The organism is Streptomyces sp. NPDC050610 (genome assembly GCF_040654875.1).
Taxonomy (GTDB): domain Bacteria; phylum Actinomycetota; class Actinomycetes; order Streptomycetales; family Streptomycetaceae; genus Streptomyces.
The window spans coordinates 145,516-161,230 of record NZ_JBFAIV010000019.1; the positions used below are offsets into that span (position 1 = coordinate 145,516).

General features: G+C 71.7%; 14 protein-coding genes. 8 read left to right on the forward strand and 6 right to left on the reverse strand.

The window, feature by feature from the left end:
- The first annotated feature begins 199 nt into the window (after positions 1–199).
- From AB0I22_RS23655 to AB0I22_RS23665, 3 genes are all read left to right on the forward strand, one after another.
- Entirely contained in the window at positions 200–664 is a 465-nt protein-coding gene (locus tag AB0I22_RS23655) for a YbaB/EbfC family nucleoid-associated protein (RefSeq protein WP_363132859.1), read from the forward strand.
- Positions 665–739: 75 nt separating this feature from the next.
- Positions 740–4,789: a type VII secretion protein EccCa gene (eccCa, locus tag AB0I22_RS23660; protein ID WP_363132860.1), complete on the forward strand. Its 4,050-nt coding sequence runs from the start codon at positions 740–742 to the stop codon at positions 4,787–4,789.
- A gap of 137 nt (positions 4,790–4,926) precedes the next feature.
- On the forward strand, positions 4,927–6,684 hold the full coding sequence (locus AB0I22_RS23665) for a serine/threonine-protein kinase (RefSeq protein WP_363132861.1): 1,758 nt from the start codon (positions 4,927–4,929) through the stop codon (positions 6,682–6,684).
- Positions 6,685–6,743: 59 nt separating this feature from the next.
- Here AB0I22_RS23665 and AB0I22_RS23670 read toward each other — a convergent pair whose 3' ends face one another.
- The 3 genes from AB0I22_RS23670 to AB0I22_RS23680 form a co-directional block, all read right to left on the reverse strand.
- Complete coding sequence (locus AB0I22_RS23670) at positions 6,744–7,376, reverse strand: hypothetical protein (RefSeq protein ID WP_363132862.1); 633 nt, start codon at positions 7,374–7,376, stop codon at positions 6,744–6,746.
- Positions 7,373–8,083: a hypothetical protein gene (locus AB0I22_RS23675; RefSeq protein WP_363132863.1), complete on the reverse strand. Its 711-nt coding sequence runs from the start codon at positions 8,081–8,083 to the stop codon at positions 7,373–7,375. The genes AB0I22_RS23670 and AB0I22_RS23675 overlap by 4 nt, the downstream gene beginning before the upstream one ends.
- Before the next feature lie 208 nt (positions 8,084–8,291).
- On the reverse strand, positions 8,292–9,770 hold the full coding sequence (locus AB0I22_RS23680) for a hypothetical protein (RefSeq protein ID WP_363132864.1): 1,479 nt from the start codon (positions 9,768–9,770) through the stop codon (positions 8,292–8,294).
- A 359-nt stretch (positions 9,771–10,129) separates the two neighbouring features.
- On the opposite strand from AB0I22_RS23680, the gene AB0I22_RS23685 reads away from it, so the two are divergent.
- Positions 10,130–11,287, forward strand: a complete 1,158-nt coding sequence (locus tag AB0I22_RS23685) for an FAD-dependent monooxygenase (protein WP_363132865.1) — start codon at positions 10,130–10,132, stop codon at positions 11,285–11,287.
- A 103-nt stretch (positions 11,288–11,390) separates the two neighbouring features.
- On the opposite strand, the gene AB0I22_RS23690 is transcribed toward AB0I22_RS23685, so the two are convergent.
- A complete protein-coding gene (locus tag AB0I22_RS23690) occupies positions 11,391–11,642 on the reverse strand; it encodes a hypothetical protein (RefSeq protein WP_363132866.1) in 252 nt (83 codons plus the stop codon).
- Positions 11,639–11,788 carry a hypothetical protein gene (locus tag AB0I22_RS23695; RefSeq protein ID WP_363132867.1) on the reverse strand — a complete coding sequence of 50 codons (150 nt, stop codon included), beginning with the start codon at positions 11,786–11,788 and terminating at the stop codon, positions 11,639–11,641. Before AB0I22_RS23695 ends, AB0I22_RS23690 begins: the two co-directional genes overlap by 4 nt.
- A gap of 171 nt (positions 11,789–11,959) precedes the next feature.
- Here AB0I22_RS23695 and AB0I22_RS23700 point away from each other — a divergent pair, with 171 nt between their 5' ends.
- The 3 genes from AB0I22_RS23700 (at position 11,960) to AB0I22_RS23710 (ending at position 13,310) form a co-directional block, all read left to right on the forward strand.
- Entirely contained in the window at positions 11,960–12,796 is an 837-nt protein-coding gene (locus AB0I22_RS23700) for a Scr1 family TA system antitoxin-like transcriptional regulator (protein WP_363132868.1), read from the forward strand.
- Entirely contained in the window at positions 12,793–13,005 is a 213-nt protein-coding gene (locus tag AB0I22_RS23705; protein WP_363132869.1) for a DUF397 domain-containing protein, read from the forward strand. Before AB0I22_RS23700 ends, AB0I22_RS23705 begins: the two co-directional genes overlap by 4 nt.
- 86 nt (positions 13,006–13,091) lie before the next feature.
- Positions 13,092–13,310, forward strand: a complete 219-nt coding sequence (locus AB0I22_RS23710; RefSeq protein WP_363132870.1) for a DUF397 domain-containing protein — start codon at positions 13,092–13,094, stop codon at positions 13,308–13,310.
- A 191-nt stretch (positions 13,311–13,501) separates the two neighbouring features.
- Here AB0I22_RS23710 and AB0I22_RS23715 read toward each other — a convergent pair whose 3' ends face one another.
- Entirely contained in the window at positions 13,502–14,470 is a 969-nt protein-coding gene (locus AB0I22_RS23715; protein WP_363132871.1) for an AraC family transcriptional regulator, read from the reverse strand.
- Positions 14,471–14,544: 74 nt separating this feature from the next.
- On the opposite strand from AB0I22_RS23715, the gene AB0I22_RS23720 reads away from it, so the two are divergent.
- Entirely contained in the window at positions 14,545–15,621 is a 1,077-nt protein-coding gene (locus tag AB0I22_RS23720; protein WP_363132872.1) for an aldo/keto reductase, read from the forward strand.
- Positions 15,622–15,715: the final 94 nt, after the last annotated feature.

The window sequence follows — 15,715 nt, forward strand, 5'->3', positions numbered from 1 at the left end:
CGCCCCCGGACGCGGAGGTCCCCGAACAGGGATCTGGGCAGGGCCTCGGGGCGGCGGCGAGGATGGGGGCGGACCGATTCCGTCCCACCGCGTTCGGCCGCCCCCGTGCCGGCGCGCCCGAGCGCCGACGTGCCGCGCGGCCGCCGCCCGCTCGCCGTACGTCCGCATCGTCCCCAGGCCCGCCCGAGGAGCAGCGCACATGACCGACCGTCCCTCGATCGATATCGCCGCCCTGACCGAGCGGGTGCGCCATCTCCAAGGCGATCTCTCCGGTCTGCGCGATGACCTGGACGCCTGTCAGGCGACGGGGCACGGCGGCGGCGGTCTGGTCACGGCGACGGTGAGCGGCGAGGGGCGCCTGACCGATCTGCGGATCGACCCGTCGGTGATCGATCCGGACGATCCGCGGACGCTGACCGACCTGATCATCGAGGCCGTGGGCGCCGCCCAGACCACCGTCACCGAGCTGCGCACCGAGCGGGTCGGGGAGTTCACCGGGGGGCTGAACGACCTGACGGCCGGTCTGCGCGAGCACACCGAGCAGTCCCGGCAGGCCCGGGCCCAGCGCCCGGCGTTCACCCCGCCGCCGCTGGTGCGGACCGACCCCGGCCGGCGACCGCCGGGCGGCACGCCCCCCGCCACCGGCGACGCCGCCCCGCGGTGACCGACCGGCGGCCGGTCCCCGGGCCGCCCGCCGTCCCGCTTCCCCGCCTCCCGCATCCCTGCACAGAGAGCCCAGATGTCGCGGATCGTCTTCCACCGCCCCGCCCGGGTCGCCCCGCCGCAGTTGCCGACCGACCCGGTGATGGTGGCCGCTCCGCCGCAGCCGGTCGGGAAGGACTCGGGCGGCAACTGGCTGATGCTGCTGATGCCGTTGCTGTCCAGCATCAGCATGGCCGCCTACATGATCGTCGCGGGCAAGAAGATGCTGATCCTGCTCGGCATCTCCTTCGTCCTGCTCTCCATCGGCGTCACCTTCGGCGTACGCATGCAGATGCGCGGCAACCAGCGCAAGCAGAAACTGCGCGCCCGCGACCGCTATCTGGAGCACCTCGTCGAGGTCCGCAAGACGGCCCGTCAGGTCGCCTCGGACCAGCGCACGGTGGCGGCCTGGCAGCACCCCTCCCCGTACCGGCTGTGGGCCGTCGCCCGGGGCCGGCGCCGAGTCTGGGAACGCCGCCCCGCCGACGCCGACTTCCTGCGCGTACGGCTCGGCACGGGCCGCGCGCCGCTGTCCACACCGGTCCGGCTGGCCACCCGCAACGACCCCACCGTCGAGTACGACGAGCGGGCCCGCGCCGCCGCCGACCGGCTGATCGAGGGCACCGCCACGGTCGGCCACCAGCCCGCGACCGTCGACCTGGACCGGTCCGGCGTGATCAGCGTGCTGGGCCCGGCCGACCGGGCGCGGGGCGTGGCCCGTGCCCTGCTCACCCAGGTCGCCGTGTTGCACGCCCCGGACGACGTGGCGGTCGCGGTGGTCTCCGGCGGCGCGGAGGACGCCGACTGGGAGTGGGCCAAGTGGCTCCCGCACACCCATGAGCCCGAGGCCGCCGGTGAGGCCGGGGTGGTGCCGCTGGTCGCCGAGGACTTCGAAGGCGTCGCCGACCACCTCGACGCCTGGCTGAACTCCGCTCGCGAACAGGCGGCCATCGCCCGGCGCACCTTCTCCGCCAACCGGGACACGAAGGAGAACCGGCAGCGGCTGCTGGTCCTCCTCGACGGCTACGACCCGCGCAGCGCCTGGGCCCGTTCCGCCGTGGCCACCCGGCTGCTGGAGGAAGCGGGACCGGGCAGCGGCGTCACCGTGGTGTGCGTGGTGGACCGCGAGGCGGACGAGCCGACCCGTGCGGACGTCCGGGTCCGCGTCACCGGCGAGGGCAGGCTGACCGTCGAGAGCCGTCGCTCCGACAGCCGTTCCGACGTCCACGTCGAGGCCGCGGTCGCCGACGATCCGAGCCCGCGGCTCTGCGCGGCGACCGCCCGCGCACTGGCCCCGCTGCGGCTCTCCGCGGAGGGCGAGGAGATCCTCGCCCAGACCATGTCCCTGCCGAACCTGCTCGGCGTCCCCGACCTCGACTCCTTCGAGCCGGAGGACCGGTGGGTCGAGCCGGACTCCGAGGACGTGCTGCGCTTCCCGGTCGGCTTCGACGCCGAGGGCCATCCGCTGGCCCTCGACCTCAAGGAGGCGGCGCAGGGCGGCATGGGCCCGCACGGCCTGGTGGTCGGCGCCACCGGCTCCGGCAAGAGCGAACTGCTGCGCACCCTGGTCGGCGGCCTCACCGCGATCCACTCCCCCGACCTGCTCAGCTTCGTACTGGTGGACTTCAAGGGCGGCGCCACCTTCGCCGGCGTCACCGAACTGCCGCACGTGGCCGGCCTGATCACCAACCTGGTGGACGACCTGGCACTGGTCGACCGGGTGCGCGACGCGCTCCAGGGCGAGCAGCAGCGGCGCCAGAAGCTGTTGCGGGACGCGGGCAACCTCGACAACGTACGCGAGTACCAGCTGCGCCGCGCCGCCGGGCAGACCGGGCCGGACGGCGAGCCTCTGGAGCCGCTCCCCTATCTCCTGGTCATCGTCGACGAGTTCGGCGAGCTGCTCTCCAGCCGCCCCGATTTCATCGACCTCTTCGTGCAGATCGGCCGCGTCGGCCGCAGCCTCGGCATCCATCTGCTGCTGGCCACCCAGCGTCTGGAGGAGGGCAAGCTGCGCGGGCTGGAGTCCAACCTCTCGTACCGGATCTGCCTGCGCACCTTCTCCGCCGCCGAGTCCCGCACGGTGATCGGGACACCGGACGCCTACCGGTTGCCGCCCATCCCCGGCTCGGCCTTTCTCAAGGTCGCCGACTCCGTGTTCGAGCGGTTCCGGGTGGCGCACGTGTCCGGGCCGCACCAGAGCGCCGAGGAACGGCTCGCCATCGAGGGGCCGGCGCCCACCGCCCCGGTCCCCTTCGGACTGCGCAGCGCACCGGACCCGGACGTCCCGGCCGAGCCCGTCGGCGAGCAGCGCCCCCGGCCGATGCTCACCGGCCCGACCGAGATGCAGGTCCTGGTCGACCGGCTGTTGCGGTCCGGCCAGGCGGTGCACCAGGTGTGGCTGCCGCCGCTGCCCCGGGCGCTGCCCTTGGACTCGCTCACCGGACCGCTCGCGGGCGAGCCGGGAGAGGGGCTGCGGGCGCAGTGGTGGCCGGAGAGCGGAACGCTGAAGTTCCCCGTGGGTGTGGCGGACATCCCGGTGATGCAGCAACAGCAGCCGGTGGTACCGGACTTCGCGCACGAGTACGGGCACCTGGTGCTCGTCGGCGCCCCGCAGTCGGGCAAGAGCATGTTCCTGCGCTCGCTGATGCTCGGCGCGATGGTCACCCACTCCCCGGCCGAGGCGCAGTTCCTGTGCCTCGACTTCGGCGGCGGCTCGCTGCTGCCGTACGAGCGGACCCCGCACGTGAGCGGTGTCGTCGGACGGCACGATACGCAGCGGGCCCGGCGGGCGCTGGCCGAGGTGGTCCAGCTGGTCACCGAGCGGGAGAAGCTCTTCCGCGACCTCGGCATCGACTCGGCGGGAGAGTTCCGCCGGCGCCGTTCGGCGGGCGAACTCCCGGAGGGCGTACGCGCCGCCGACGTCTTCCTCGTCCTGGACAACTGGGGCGGGCTCCGCGGCGAGTTGCAGGACCTGGACATCGACGCCGTCGTACTGGACGTCGCGGCGCGCGGCCTGGGCGTGGGCGTGCATCTGCTGCTGACCGCCAACCGCTGGGCGGATCTGCGGATGTCGCTGCGGGACAGCTTCGCGGCCCGGCTGGAGCTGCGGCTCAACGACCCGGCCGAGTCGGAGATCGACCGCCGCGCGGCGCGCCGCTTCGCCTCCGCCACCGTGCCCGGCCGCGGCCTGGTCCCGGGCGGCCTGCAGTTCCAGGTGGCGCTGCCCCGGCTGGACGGCATGGACACCATGGACGGCCTGGCCGAGGCGCAGGAGGACGCGCTCGCCAAGATCGCCGCTTCCTGGCCGGCGGACTCGGCGGCCCCGCCCATCCGGATGCTCCCGGAGCAGGTGACCCTCGCCGAGCTGACCGCACCGTCCGACGCCGCCGCCGAGGGGGTGCCGATCGGTCTCGCGGAGGACGACCTGCGCCCGGTGCACCTGGAACTCGGCCACTCCGAGCCGCACTTCCTCGTCTTCGGCGACTCCGGTTCCGGCAAGTCCGAGTTCCTGCGCACCTGGCTGACCGGGATGACCAAGCGGTACTCGGCGTGGGAGGCCCGCTTCATCGTGATCGACTACCGGCGGGCCCTGCTCGGCGCGGTCCCCGACGAGCACCTGGGCGCGTACGCCGGAGACTCCAACGCGGCGGCCGTCTACGCCGAACAGGTCGCCCAGAAGCTCGCCGAGCGGCTGCCGCCGCCCGACGTCACGGCCAAGCAGCTGCGGGAACGCACCTGGTGGGAGGGGCCCGAGCTGTACATCGTGGTGGACGACTACGACCTGGTGGCCAATGGCCGGCAGTCCCCGCTGGCGCCGCTCGTCGACTACCTCCCACAGGCCCGCGAACTCGGCTTCCACCTGATCGCGGCACGCCGCGTGTCCGGCTTCGGCCGCACCGCTCTGACCGAGCAGCTCCTCAGCCGTGCCCGCGAGATGGGCGCGGCCGGCCTGATCCTCTCCGGCGACCCGAAGGAAGGCGCACTGCTCGGCAACGAACGAGCCGAACCCCGGGTCCCGGGCCGCGGCGCCCTGATCCGCCGCCAGTCCCCCCGTACGGTCGTCCAGATCGCCCTGACGGAGGACTAGTCCGACTCGGCAGCGCCCGGCGCGGGGGCTGCCGGGCCTGGTACGAGCGCCCCCCCACGCTTGCGTATGGGGCACGCCACCGCCGTGTCGGACCTCCCCGATACTCTCTTGACCATGAGCGCAGGCGGTGGTTTCCGGTGAGCCGGGTGATCGACGGCCGGTTCGAGCTGGCGGACCGGCTCGGCAGCGGCGGTATGGGCATGGTGTGGCGCGCCCGCGACCTCGCCCTCCATCGCGATGTGGCGCTGAAGGAAGTACGGCCGCCCGACCCGTCCCTCGCCGAGAACGACCCCGCCGCGGCCCGCGCCCTGCGCGGCCGGGTGCTGCGCGAGGCCCGCGCCCTGGCCCGGCTCGACCACCCCAATGTGGTCACCGTCCACCACATCGTGGACGAGGGCGAGGACTCCTATCCCTGGATCGTCATGGAGCTGGTCCCCGGCTCCAGCCTCCAGGACCGGCTGGCCCCGGGCCCGCTGCCGCCCGCCGAGGCCGCCCGGATCGGGCGCGGGGTGCTGGCCGCGCTGCGCGCCGCCCACGCCGAGGGCATCCAGCACCGCGACGTCAAGCCCGCCAACGTCCTGCTGCGCACCGACGGCCGGCCGGTGCTCACCGACTTCGGCATCGCCGCGATCCGCGACGCCACCAGCCTGACGGCCACCGGCGCGCTCATCGGCTCCCCCGACTACATCGCCCCCGAACGGCTCCGCGGCCGCGAAGGCGACCCCGCCTCCGACCTGTGGTCGCTCGGGATGCTGCTGTACGTCGCCGTGGAGGGCCGCCACCCGCTGCGCAAGGCCAGCACGCTCGCGACGCTGGCCGCCATCCTGGACGAGCCGGTCGCGGAGCCGGAGCGGGCGGGCGCGCTGACGCCCGTACTGAAGGCGCTGCTGACGCGGGACACGGCCGCCCGGCCGGACGCCGCGGCGCTGGACCGGATGCTGGCGGCGGCGGAATCGGAGCAGGCAGGACAGGCCGGGCAGACGGGGCAGGGGCAGGGGCCTGCGGGGCACGGCGGGAGCGAGAAGCGCACGGACGCCAAGGCTCCGCGGGACGCCGCGTCCCCGGCCCGTACCGTCGTCGTACCGCCGGAACGCACCAGGGTCATGCCGCCGTCGAAGCCCTCCTCATCCTTCACCTCCACTTCCTCGTCGTTCACCTCCTCGTCCTCGTCCTCGTCCTCGTCCTCCACTTCCACTTCCTTCTCGTTCACCTCTCCCTCCTCGTCTTTCAACTCCCCTCCCTCCCCTTCGGACCCCGCCACCACGCTCCCCCCGCACGAGGCACGCCGCCGCGTCCGGCGGGCCCGCGTCGTGCCGTTCCTGGCCTCCCTCGCCGGAACGGCCGTGACCGCCGCGCTGGTCTGGGCGCTGCTGCCCGTACCGGAGGGGAAGGCGGCCGACGAACTCCCCGGCGCGGTGGGCGCGGCGGCCGAGCGGGACGACATCGATCTGCTGACTCCGGACGGCGTCCGGTCCGTCATCCACCAGTTGAAGCCGGTGATGGGCGGCACCCGCGTCACCGACTTCACGATGCACAAGACGCGGGCGAGCGCGGCGGCGCCCGCCAAGAGCGACAAGAACCTGTACGACCACTTCGTCTACGAGAAGGGCAAGGCCGCGCGGGAGCGCGCGGGCGGCACCCTCATGCCCGACACCGCCATGGTGGACCTGGAGAAGTTCCGCTGGGACGCCCTCCCGGCGCTGCTGCGCACGGCGGACAAGGATCTCGGCGTGGCGAAGCCGACCAGCCACTTCCTGGACGTCGACCCCGCCTATCCGTTCCTGAACAAGCAGCCGGTCCTCAAGGTCTATGTCTCGGACGCGTACGGCTCCGCGTATCTCGTCGCCGGTCTCGACGGCAAGGTGATCGAGAAGAACCCGCGCAGCCACGGCTGACACCGCTCACAGCTGAAACGGTCACGGCTGACACCTCGACAGGGCCTTGCGTACGCCCCTCAGCCCACCGTCCACAGCAGCCACAAGAACAGCCCCGCGACCACCGCGCCCAGCACCAGGATCTGCGACCCGGCCGGCAGAGCCGGGGAGGGGCCGCTGGCGGGCCGGACGGTCTCCGGGTCCAGCCGCTGGGCGCGCGCCGTCCACTCCCCCGGCGGGTTGTTGGGCACGACGACCCGCCACGGGTGCCGGGGGTCGTACTCCACCACTCCGTACTTGCGGTGCAGCAGGTCCTGGAGGTCCAACGGGTGGCGGACCTCGACGCGGTACGCGGGCATGTCGTCCGGCACCACCGTCAGGTCGAAGGCGAACACGGTCTTCTGGTCGCGGGGGTCGAGGACGGTCCGGCCGGTGTCCTTGTGCACGGCCCGCACGGAGTTGACGAGCGCGGGCGCGTAGGCCCGCCGCCCTCCGGCGCGCAGTTCGACGGCCCGGCCGTGCTGCCCGCTCTCGGCGACCCCGCCGAGGAAGGCCAGCGCGAGTGAGGTGACGGAGAGTCCGATCAGCAGCAGCCAGAACGGGCCCTCGACGGCGCCCCGCACGAGGGCGGCGAAGGCCGCGCCGACGGGAACGGCGGTCAGCAGCGCGACCGGCGAGAAGAACTGGCGCACGAAGCGGGTCGCTGGGGTCATGAGAAGCGCAGCAGCTTTCTGCGGGACACGGCGACCCTGGTGCACGCGGGGTCGTCGGGGCGGGCCTGGTCGTACACGGCTTGGACGGTACGTTCCAGGGCGACGCGCTCCACGATGGCCGGCACCTCGTGCCGGTCGCCCCGCAGGTCGTCGAAGACGACGGTGACCTCGCCGTACTTGCCGCCGACGGTCCGCCAGCCGTGGAGTTCGGCGTCGGCGGTGGTGTACCGGCGGGAGAGGCGGCGCAGCGCGGCGGTGCGGCGCATGCTGACGGCGGCGCCCCACCAGGCGGCGAGGCAGCCGGCCCCGGCGACGGCCCACAGGAAGGTGAGCCAGCCGGAGACGGGGAAGCGGCCGATGGGGACGACTATGAAGTAGTCGGTGACGGTGCCGTACGCGACCCGGCCGGCGTCCACGGCGTCGTACCAGCCGGCGATGGCGGCGAGCGCGGCGAGGGTCACGGACGCGCCCACCACGGCGCGCTGGAGGAACCGCGCGGCGAGGAAGCCGAAGAGCAGTGCGGAGCCGATCCCCACGAAGGGGGCCATGGACGCGAACTGGTCGCTGGCGCAGGTGCCGGTCCCGTCGCAGGTCCACTCCACCGTCGAGGCGTCGTAGCTGGAGAGCCGCCACACCAGCCACACCTGCCAGCCCATCAGGGCACAGGCCACCGCGCGCAGCGCCTGCCCATAGGCTTTCCCGCCCACTGTCCGCCCTCGTCTCCCGCGCGCCTCCGGTAGACGAGCGCTTTACCCGGACCATATACGTGCATTGCCCAACCTGTCCGTGACCCCGGCCACCCGCCCGCCGCCCGAGCCCCTCTCGTACGGCCCGAGCCCCTTCTCTTACGGTCCCCGGGCCTCTCTTACTGTCCGCGCCCCTCTCCTACGTACGGTCCCCGGCCCTCCCCTACGGTCAGCGTCCCTCCCCCACGGGCCCCGCGCCCCCGCCCGCCGCCTCGACCCCGGTCACCGGCCCCCGCACGTACTGCACCGACCCGTCGACCGCCAGCCGCACCACGCCGCCCGTGGGCGCGTAGCTCTTGGTGTGCCCCCACTGGTCGGTGACGGTGAGGGGGCGGGCAGTGGTGAGTGTGACGGTGCGGGGCGCGGAGCCGGTGGTCCAGAGCGTACGGACGGTGTTCGCGCCGCTGCCGAACCGGTACGAGTGCACGTCCGCCGCCCCCGCGCCGTCCCGCCCGGCGAAGGCGCGGCCGGCGAGCTGCCGGACGAGGACGCCCTCGGTGACCACGGCGGGCTTGGGCTGCCATGCCTTCACCGCGGCGGTGGGGCGCTTGAAGGCGCCGAAGTTGTGTTCCTTGTTCTTGGGGTCCGTGCCGTCGTCGGTGACGTCGTACCAGTAGTACCGGGCGACGCCCGAGGCGAAGGAGAAGAGCTGGGCACGCGGAAGGTAGACGGCCTGCGCGGCGGGGGAGACGCCGCCGGGGAAGGTCGGGTAGCCGTTCTCCGTCATCCACAGGGGCTTGCGCCGCCCGCCCGCCGCGTCGAGGTCCTCGCGCAGTTGCGGGAGGGCGGCGAGCGCCTGTTCCGGCGGCTTGGGGAAGCCGTACTGGTGGACGCTGACGACGTCGAGGTACTTCAGCCCGCCGAGCGCGTACAGCCGCTTCAGCCAGTCGCCGCGCAGCCCCGCGAGCGCGCCGCCGACGACCTGGGCGTCGGGGACCTTGGCGTGCACCTTGCCGTACGTGGCCCGGAGCATGTCGAGGTAGCAGTCGGCGGTGATGCCGCAGGCGCCCTTGTTGAAGCCGGTGGAGTTGAACTCGTTGTAGACCTCGACTTCCTTGCTGTACCGCTGGTATTTCTGCACCAGCGCAGCCTGGAACTTCCCGAAGGCGGCCAGCCCGGCCGGCGAGGAAGGGGTCTTGTCCCGGTCGTAGTTGGGGTTGCGGTACCCGGCGACGGGCAGGGTGGTCAGCCCCTGCGACGCGGCGTACGGGATGTACGTGTCGATGGGGTAGCCGCCCCAGGAGTACGCGCCCGGGGTCTTCTCGATCGCCGCCCAGTTGGCGTCGGTGCGCACGCCGCCCATGCCGATGAGCGCCATGGAGCGCAGGAGCTTCGCGTCGTCGCCATTGCTCCAGCCGAAGTGCAAGTTGGCGTTGAAGCGGCGGTCCTTGTGCTCATCGCCCGTGAGGGCGGTCAGTACGCCGAAGCCCGCGGTCCGGGTGGTGCCGCCCGCGCTCGCGGTGAGCGTGTAGTAGCCGGGGCCCAGGCCGCCCAGTCCGATGGCGGCGCTGCCGCCGGAGACCGGGGCGGTGCCGGAGGCGGCGGTGCGGCCCTGCGCGTCGACGGCCCGCCAGGCCACGACGGCTTGGTCGGAGGAGACGGTGATCTTCGCCTGCCCCTTGGTGAGGAGGAGGTCGGGCGAGGTCACGGTGAGCTTCCCGGCAGCGGAGGCGGCTGCGGGGACGGCTGCGCGGACGGCTGCGGGGGCGGCCGTAGGAGCGGCTGCGGGGACGGCAGCGGGAGCGGGGCCGGGAGCGGCCGCCCGAACCGTACCGGCCGTCGATGCTCCGGTCAGCAAACAGCAAAGAAATACCGCGCCGAGGCGTCTACGACCCTTGCCACCTCTGCGAACTCCGATCCCGGCGCCTCCAGATCCCCTGTCGGCTTGAACTCCCCTGGACGTAATGTGCTGTTGCATCGAGGTGTCCTCTCGATCGGGTCGGTCCCCTGTACGCCGTACGTCCTCCGTACACGGTACTCAGGAGATCGAATGACTGAGGAGATCACATGAAGACTGTTCTCATCTCCGGCGGGAGCATCGCCGGGCCCGCCCTCGCCTACTGGCTCCGCCGCCGCGGCTTCGCCCCGACCGTCGTCGAACGCAACCCCGCCCCGCGCCTCGGCGGCCAGGCCATCGACATCCGCGGCGCCGCCCTCGACGTCATCGACCGCATGGGCCTCGGCGACCAGGTGCGCGCGGCCCGCACCCGCATGCGCGGCATGACCGTGCTCGACCGCGACGGCAACGAGCTCGACCGCACCACCGAGCGGACGTTCACCGGCGGCAGATTCGACAGCACCGACGTGGAGTTGATGCGCGAGGACCTCTCGCGGATCGTGGTCGGCGCGACCCGCGACGACGTCGAGTACATATACGGGGACTCCATCGCCACTCTCGACGAAGACGAGGAGGGGGACAGGAATGGGGATGGGGACGGGGACGGGGACGGGCACGGCGTACGCGTCACCTTCGAGCGGGGCGCACCGCGCACCTTCGACTACGTGGTCGGGGCCGACGGCCTGCACTCCACCGTACGGGCCCTGGCGTTCGGCCCGGAGCAGCCCTTGCTCCACCGGCTCGACGGTCAGATAGCCATCTTCAGCGCGGAGAACTTCCTCGATCTGGAGAACTGGCAGATCTTCGTCACCGATGAAGAGGCGCTCTTCGCCCTCATCGCCTACCCGGTGCCCGACAACTCGGAGCTGAGGATCACCCTCGGCTTCAATGCCGACTTGACCGACTACGACCACCGCGACACCGAAGCCCACAAGGCGCTGGCCGCCGACCGCCTTTCCACCCTGGGCTGGGAGAGCCGACGGCTCCTCAAATACCTTGCCGCGTCTACTGATTTCTACTTCGACACGATGGCGCAGGTACGCATGGAGCACTGGTCCAAGGGCCGCGTGACCCTGGTGGGCGACGCCGGCTACTGCCCCTCGCCCGCTACGGGCCAGGGCACCAGCCTGGCGCTGGTCGGCGCGTACGTACTGGCCGACTCCCTCGCCGCGGCGGACGGCGACCACCGCGTCGCGTACGCCCGTACCGAGGACCGCATGCGCCCCTTCATCCGCCTCAACCAGTCCCTGGTAGGCCGCGACCCGGTCGACCCGGCCACAGAGGCCGCCCGCGACCACGCCAAGAGCGCGATCTCACTGGACGGCTGAGGCTGCTGAGGCCCGCTCGGGGCGGGCCCGTTCACCGGGAGACAGCACCAACCCTCGCCATCACCCGGGACAACCAGCAGTACGTATCGAAGGACGCGCCTGGTCACAAACCCCCGCCACGGGCGTCGCCGTCGCCACCGTCGTCGCCCTTGGCACTGAGCCGGACGGCCGTGTCGGGCTTGCCGCGCCCGGCACGGTGTTCGGCACAGTCGCACGGCGGGAAGGCGATGGAACCGGTCGGGGGACGACGGTCGGGCCGGGCGGCCGACTCATCGAGCTTGAGCACCAGAAGCACTCCGTCGGCCCCCAATTCATCCATCAGTCGGGAAAGCGCTTCCCGCGCCGCACTCCTCATGTGATCAACCGCCTCAATCCGTTTCGCACCCGCTCGGTCAACTCCCGCGTCGGCTCCGCGTATTCGCGCGGCAGCCAATCCGGCGCTAAGCGCCAGAATCCGCCGGCCACGATCGCGCGCTCCAACTCCGCGAGGGCGTCGTCCATTACGTCCGGGCTTCCGGAGTCCCACTGAGACACAGGGTGACGACCCGGAGAAACGTTCGAGGGCATCACGACTCCTCTCTGTAGCGATACCACTACCAAGGGGAATCATCGTGTCCTAGAGTCGAAGCCCGTTCAACGTGTCAGTCGAGCACGGAAGGTCGTCACGAGCCCTTGAACGTCAAAGAGTTGAACCCCGACAGCAGCCCCCAAGCTGCCTTCGGTGCACGCCTGCGCAAGGCACGCGAAGATCGCGGATGGAAGCAGGAAGACCTCGCCAAACACACGGGGTATTCAAGTACGCATATTTCGGCCGTGGAAACTGGCCGCAAGATGCCGACTCTCCGCTTTGCGCGTCGCGCCGACATTGCCTTCGGCATCGCCGACACCGCCGACACGTTCGAGCGCGAGTGGCGGGAGATCAAGCACGGAAGCCTGCTGGAAGGTTTCCCGGAATATGTAGGGCACGAGGGTCGGGCAGCCGAGATCAGGCTGTACGAGGTTGGAGTAATCCCTGGTTTGCTCCAGACACCGGAGTACGCGACAGCGCTGGTGGAGAGCACCGTCAAACGTGGCGTCATCTCGCCGGAGCAGGGAGCCGAGCGGATAGCCCTCATCGCGGAGCGCCAAGCCTCACTGATCCGGACATCGCCCCCACTCGTCTTCGTGGTGCTCGATGAGAGCTGTCTCCGGCGGCCTATTGGGAACAGGTCTGTCATGGAAGCGCAGTTGGCCCGTCTGGCTGAGTTCGCAGAGCTGCCGAACACTGTGCTCCAGGTCGCCCCGTTCAGCATGGGGGTCCGCCGCACGCTGAGCCTGCCGCTGTACCTGCTGACGATGTCGGACCGCTCCCTCATGTTGTACGCCGAGGCTGCACCACGAGGCCATCTCGAACGGGAAAGCACGTTCGTACTGCCCATGCTGACGGCCTACCATCAGCTACAGGCCGAAGCGCCTTCCCAGGCGGCGTCTGTGGCCATGATTAGCCGGATACGAAAGGGCACCTCGTGACGTCCACCGAATCCCCCCGCTGGTTCAAGTCCTCGTACAGTGAGAACGGCGGCGCTTGCGTCGAGATCGCGGCCAACCTCGCCGCCTCCCGCAACGTCGTTCCCGTCCGCGACAGCAAGGACACGGACGGCCCCACGCTCTCCTTCACCCCGAGCGCGTGGACGAGCTTCGTAGCAGAAGTGAAGAGCGACACCTTCACGGCCGTCTAAGGGCTGTGACCCGTACAACGCATGGCCCCTGATCCACCGCTCCAACGAATCAGGGGCCATGCGCAACCAGGGCGAAAGGACACCCCATGACCACCGAATCCCCCCGCTGGTTCAAGTCCTCGTACAGCAACAACGGCGGCCAATGCGTCGAGATCGCCGCCGGCCTGGCCGCCGCGCGGCCACGCGGCACCGTCCTGGTCCGCGACAGCAAGAACAAGAACGGTTCCGCCCTGGCCTTCCCCACGGACGCGTGGACGCGGTTCGTGGCGGCGGTGAAGGACGGCGACGGCGGCGTTACCGCCTGACGACCGTCCAACGGGCTACGGCTACGGGCCGGGGCCCGGTGGCTGTCACTGCTGCCAGGCTCCGGCCGCTGCGGCTCGTACGACGTGGTCCTCGTCGCTCAGGCCCTCTTGGACAAGCGACGCGGCGTATTCGTCGGGTGTCGTCCGCCGGTAGGCGATGCGCCGCCCGGACGGTCAGTACCGTCGCCGCCTCAGTCCCGCCCGCCGGTTCGCCGGTACCTCAACGGTGTGGTGCCGAAGGCGCGTTTGAACGCCGTACTGAACGAGCTCTCCGACGCGTAGCCGATACTCAGCCCCACCCGCCCCACCGGCACGTCCTGGTGGACCAGCGCGTGTGCCGCGAGCCGCATGCGCCAGTCGTGCAGATAGGCCAGTGGCGGAACCCCGGCTACGGCACGGAATCGCGCCGCGAAGGTCGTACGGGCCATGGTGGCGATCCGCGCGAGTTCGTGGAGCTGCCACGCGTACGCCGGGTTCTCGTGCATCGCCCGTACGGCCGGGGCCAGCCGGGGGTCGGCGACCGCGCGCAGCCAGCCCGCCGGGAGCGCCTCCGGGCGGGCCAGGTAGGAGCGCAGCACCTGGACGAGGAGGAGCTGGGCGATCTGGTCCCGCGCGAAACCGCCGCCGGCCCGGGGGTCGCCCAGCTCGGCGTCCAGCTCCTCCAGCAGCCAGCGCACCGCCGTGGACTGCGGGCTCGTACTCGTGAGGTGCAGAAACGGCGGCAGGGCCCAGGCGAGCAACGCCTCGCCGCCGTGCTGAACGTCCAGGTCCCCGCCGACTCCCGAGAACTCCTCACCGCTTCCGATGCGGTGGAAGGGCACGGTCATCTCGGTGGCGTCGACCGGTGGCGCCGCCGGGTCGGTGTACAGCGTGAACGGGTCGGAGCCGTTCACGGCGATGGCCTCCCCCGCCCGGACGTCGACGTCGTTCGCGAGCCGGGCCGAGGAGAACGTGCACGTACCGCGCAGCACCGTGATGATCTTGAGCCGGCCGGGGGCGGGGAAGCGGAGCGCCCACCGGCCGCTCGCCGCCAGCCGGCCGGTCAGGGTGCAGCGGGCGCCGGCGAGCGCGAGGACGTGGGACAACGGGTCGGACGGAGGGTTGGAAGGGGGCAGGGGGTTCGAGGGGTCAAGGGGGAGGTTCAGGGGATCGGCAGGCATTTCTGTACTCCCGCGAAAGAAATCGGGACGGCAGGGCATTCACCGTACGCCTCCGCTCGGCGAGGCTGGTGACCATGAGTTCCACGCACCTCGACTCCTACCGCACTCTGGGCCGTACCGGCCTCCGCGTCAGCCCGCTGTTCCTGGGCACGCTGACGTTCGACGACCCCACCTGGGGTTCCGACCGGGAAACGGCGCTGCGGATGCTGCGCCGCTACGTCGACGCCGGGGGCAACACCATCGACACCGCCAACGGCTACGCGGGCGGGCGTGCCGAAGAGACCGTCGCGCAGTACCTCCGTGAGCGCCCCGGCGCGCGGGACGGCTTGGTGATCGCCACGAAGTTCGCCGGCAACATGCACCCCGGCGACCCCAACGGCGGCGGCGCCGGGCGCAAGGCGATCATGCGCCAGCTCGACGCCTCGCTGACCCGCCTGGGCACCGACTACATCGACCTCTACTGGCAGCACTACTTCGACCAGCACACCCCGCTGGAAGAGACGCTCAGCACTCTCCAAGACCTCGTGACCGCGGGGAAGATCCGCTATTTCGGCCTGTCCGACACCCCGGCGTGGGCCGTGGCCCGGATGGCGACCATCGCCGAGCTGCGCGGCTGGGCTTCGCCGGCCGCGATCCAGGTCGAGTACTCGCTGCTGGAACGGACCTCCGAGGGCGAACTGTTCGGGGCCGCCCGCGAACTGGGCCTCGGCGTGGCGGCCTGGAGCCCGCTCGCGGGAGGCGTCCTGTCGGGCAAGCACACCCGGGAGAACCAGAGTCCGGCCGGATCATGTCGCGCGGCATTGCCGGACACCCGGGCGAAGCTCACCGACCGCACCTTCGACCTGCTGGACCTGCTGCGGCAGATCGCCCACGAGCAGCACGTCCCGGTCTCCGCCGTCGCCCTCGCCTGGCTCGGCCACCGGCCGGAGGTGACCGCGCCGGTCATCGGCTGCCGCACCGTCGAACAACTGGAGGACAACCTCGCCTCGCTGACCGTCAGCCTGTCCGAGGCCCAGCTGACGGAACTGGACGCGCTGACAGCGCCGGAACTTCCCTTCCCCATCGGCTTCCTGCGGACCAGCGGGGTCGACCTGGCGCAGGGCGGGACGACGATCAACGGGGTTCCGTCGCGGTCGTGGCAGCCGGGGTGACCCGCGCTCGTCAACCACTTGGTGGCGGGGAATCTCTGGGTCCGGGAACTCGGTCTGGGCCGCACGATCGAGGAGGTCGGGAAAAGCCTCGACG

Bases quoted from the DNA above. Each gene is read 5' to 3' on its own strand.
- AB0I22_RS23655 (WP_363132859.1), top strand. From the start codon at position 200: ATGACCGACCGTCCCTCGATCGATATCGCCGCCCTGACCGAGCGGGTG.
- eccCa (WP_363132860.1), top strand. From the start codon at position 740: ATGTCGCGGATCGTCTTCCACCGCCCCGCCCGGGTCGCCCCGCCGCAG.
- AB0I22_RS23670 (WP_363132862.1), bottom strand. From the start codon at position 7,376: ATGACCCCAGCGACCCGCTTCGTGCGCCAGTTCTTCTCGCCGGTCGCG.
- AB0I22_RS23685 (WP_363132865.1), top strand. From the start codon at position 10,130: ATGAAGACTGTTCTCATCTCCGGCGGGAGCATCGCCGGGCCCGCCCTC.
- AB0I22_RS23690 (WP_363132866.1), bottom strand. From the start codon at position 11,642: ATGAGGAGTGCGGCGCGGGAAGCGCTTTCCCGACTGATGGATGAATTG.
- AB0I22_RS23695 (WP_363132867.1), bottom strand. From the start codon at position 11,788: ATGGACGACGCCCTCGCGGAGTTGGAGCGCGCGATCGTGGCCGGCGGA.
- AB0I22_RS23710 (WP_363132870.1), top strand. From the start codon at position 13,092: ATGACCACCGAATCCCCCCGCTGGTTCAAGTCCTCGTACAGCAACAAC.
- AB0I22_RS23715 (WP_363132871.1), bottom strand. From the start codon at position 14,470: ATGCCTGCCGATCCCCTGAACCTCCCCCTTGACCCCTCGAACCCCCTG.
- AB0I22_RS23720 (WP_363132872.1), top strand. From the start codon at position 14,545: ATGAGTTCCACGCACCTCGACTCCTACCGCACTCTGGGCCGTACCGGC.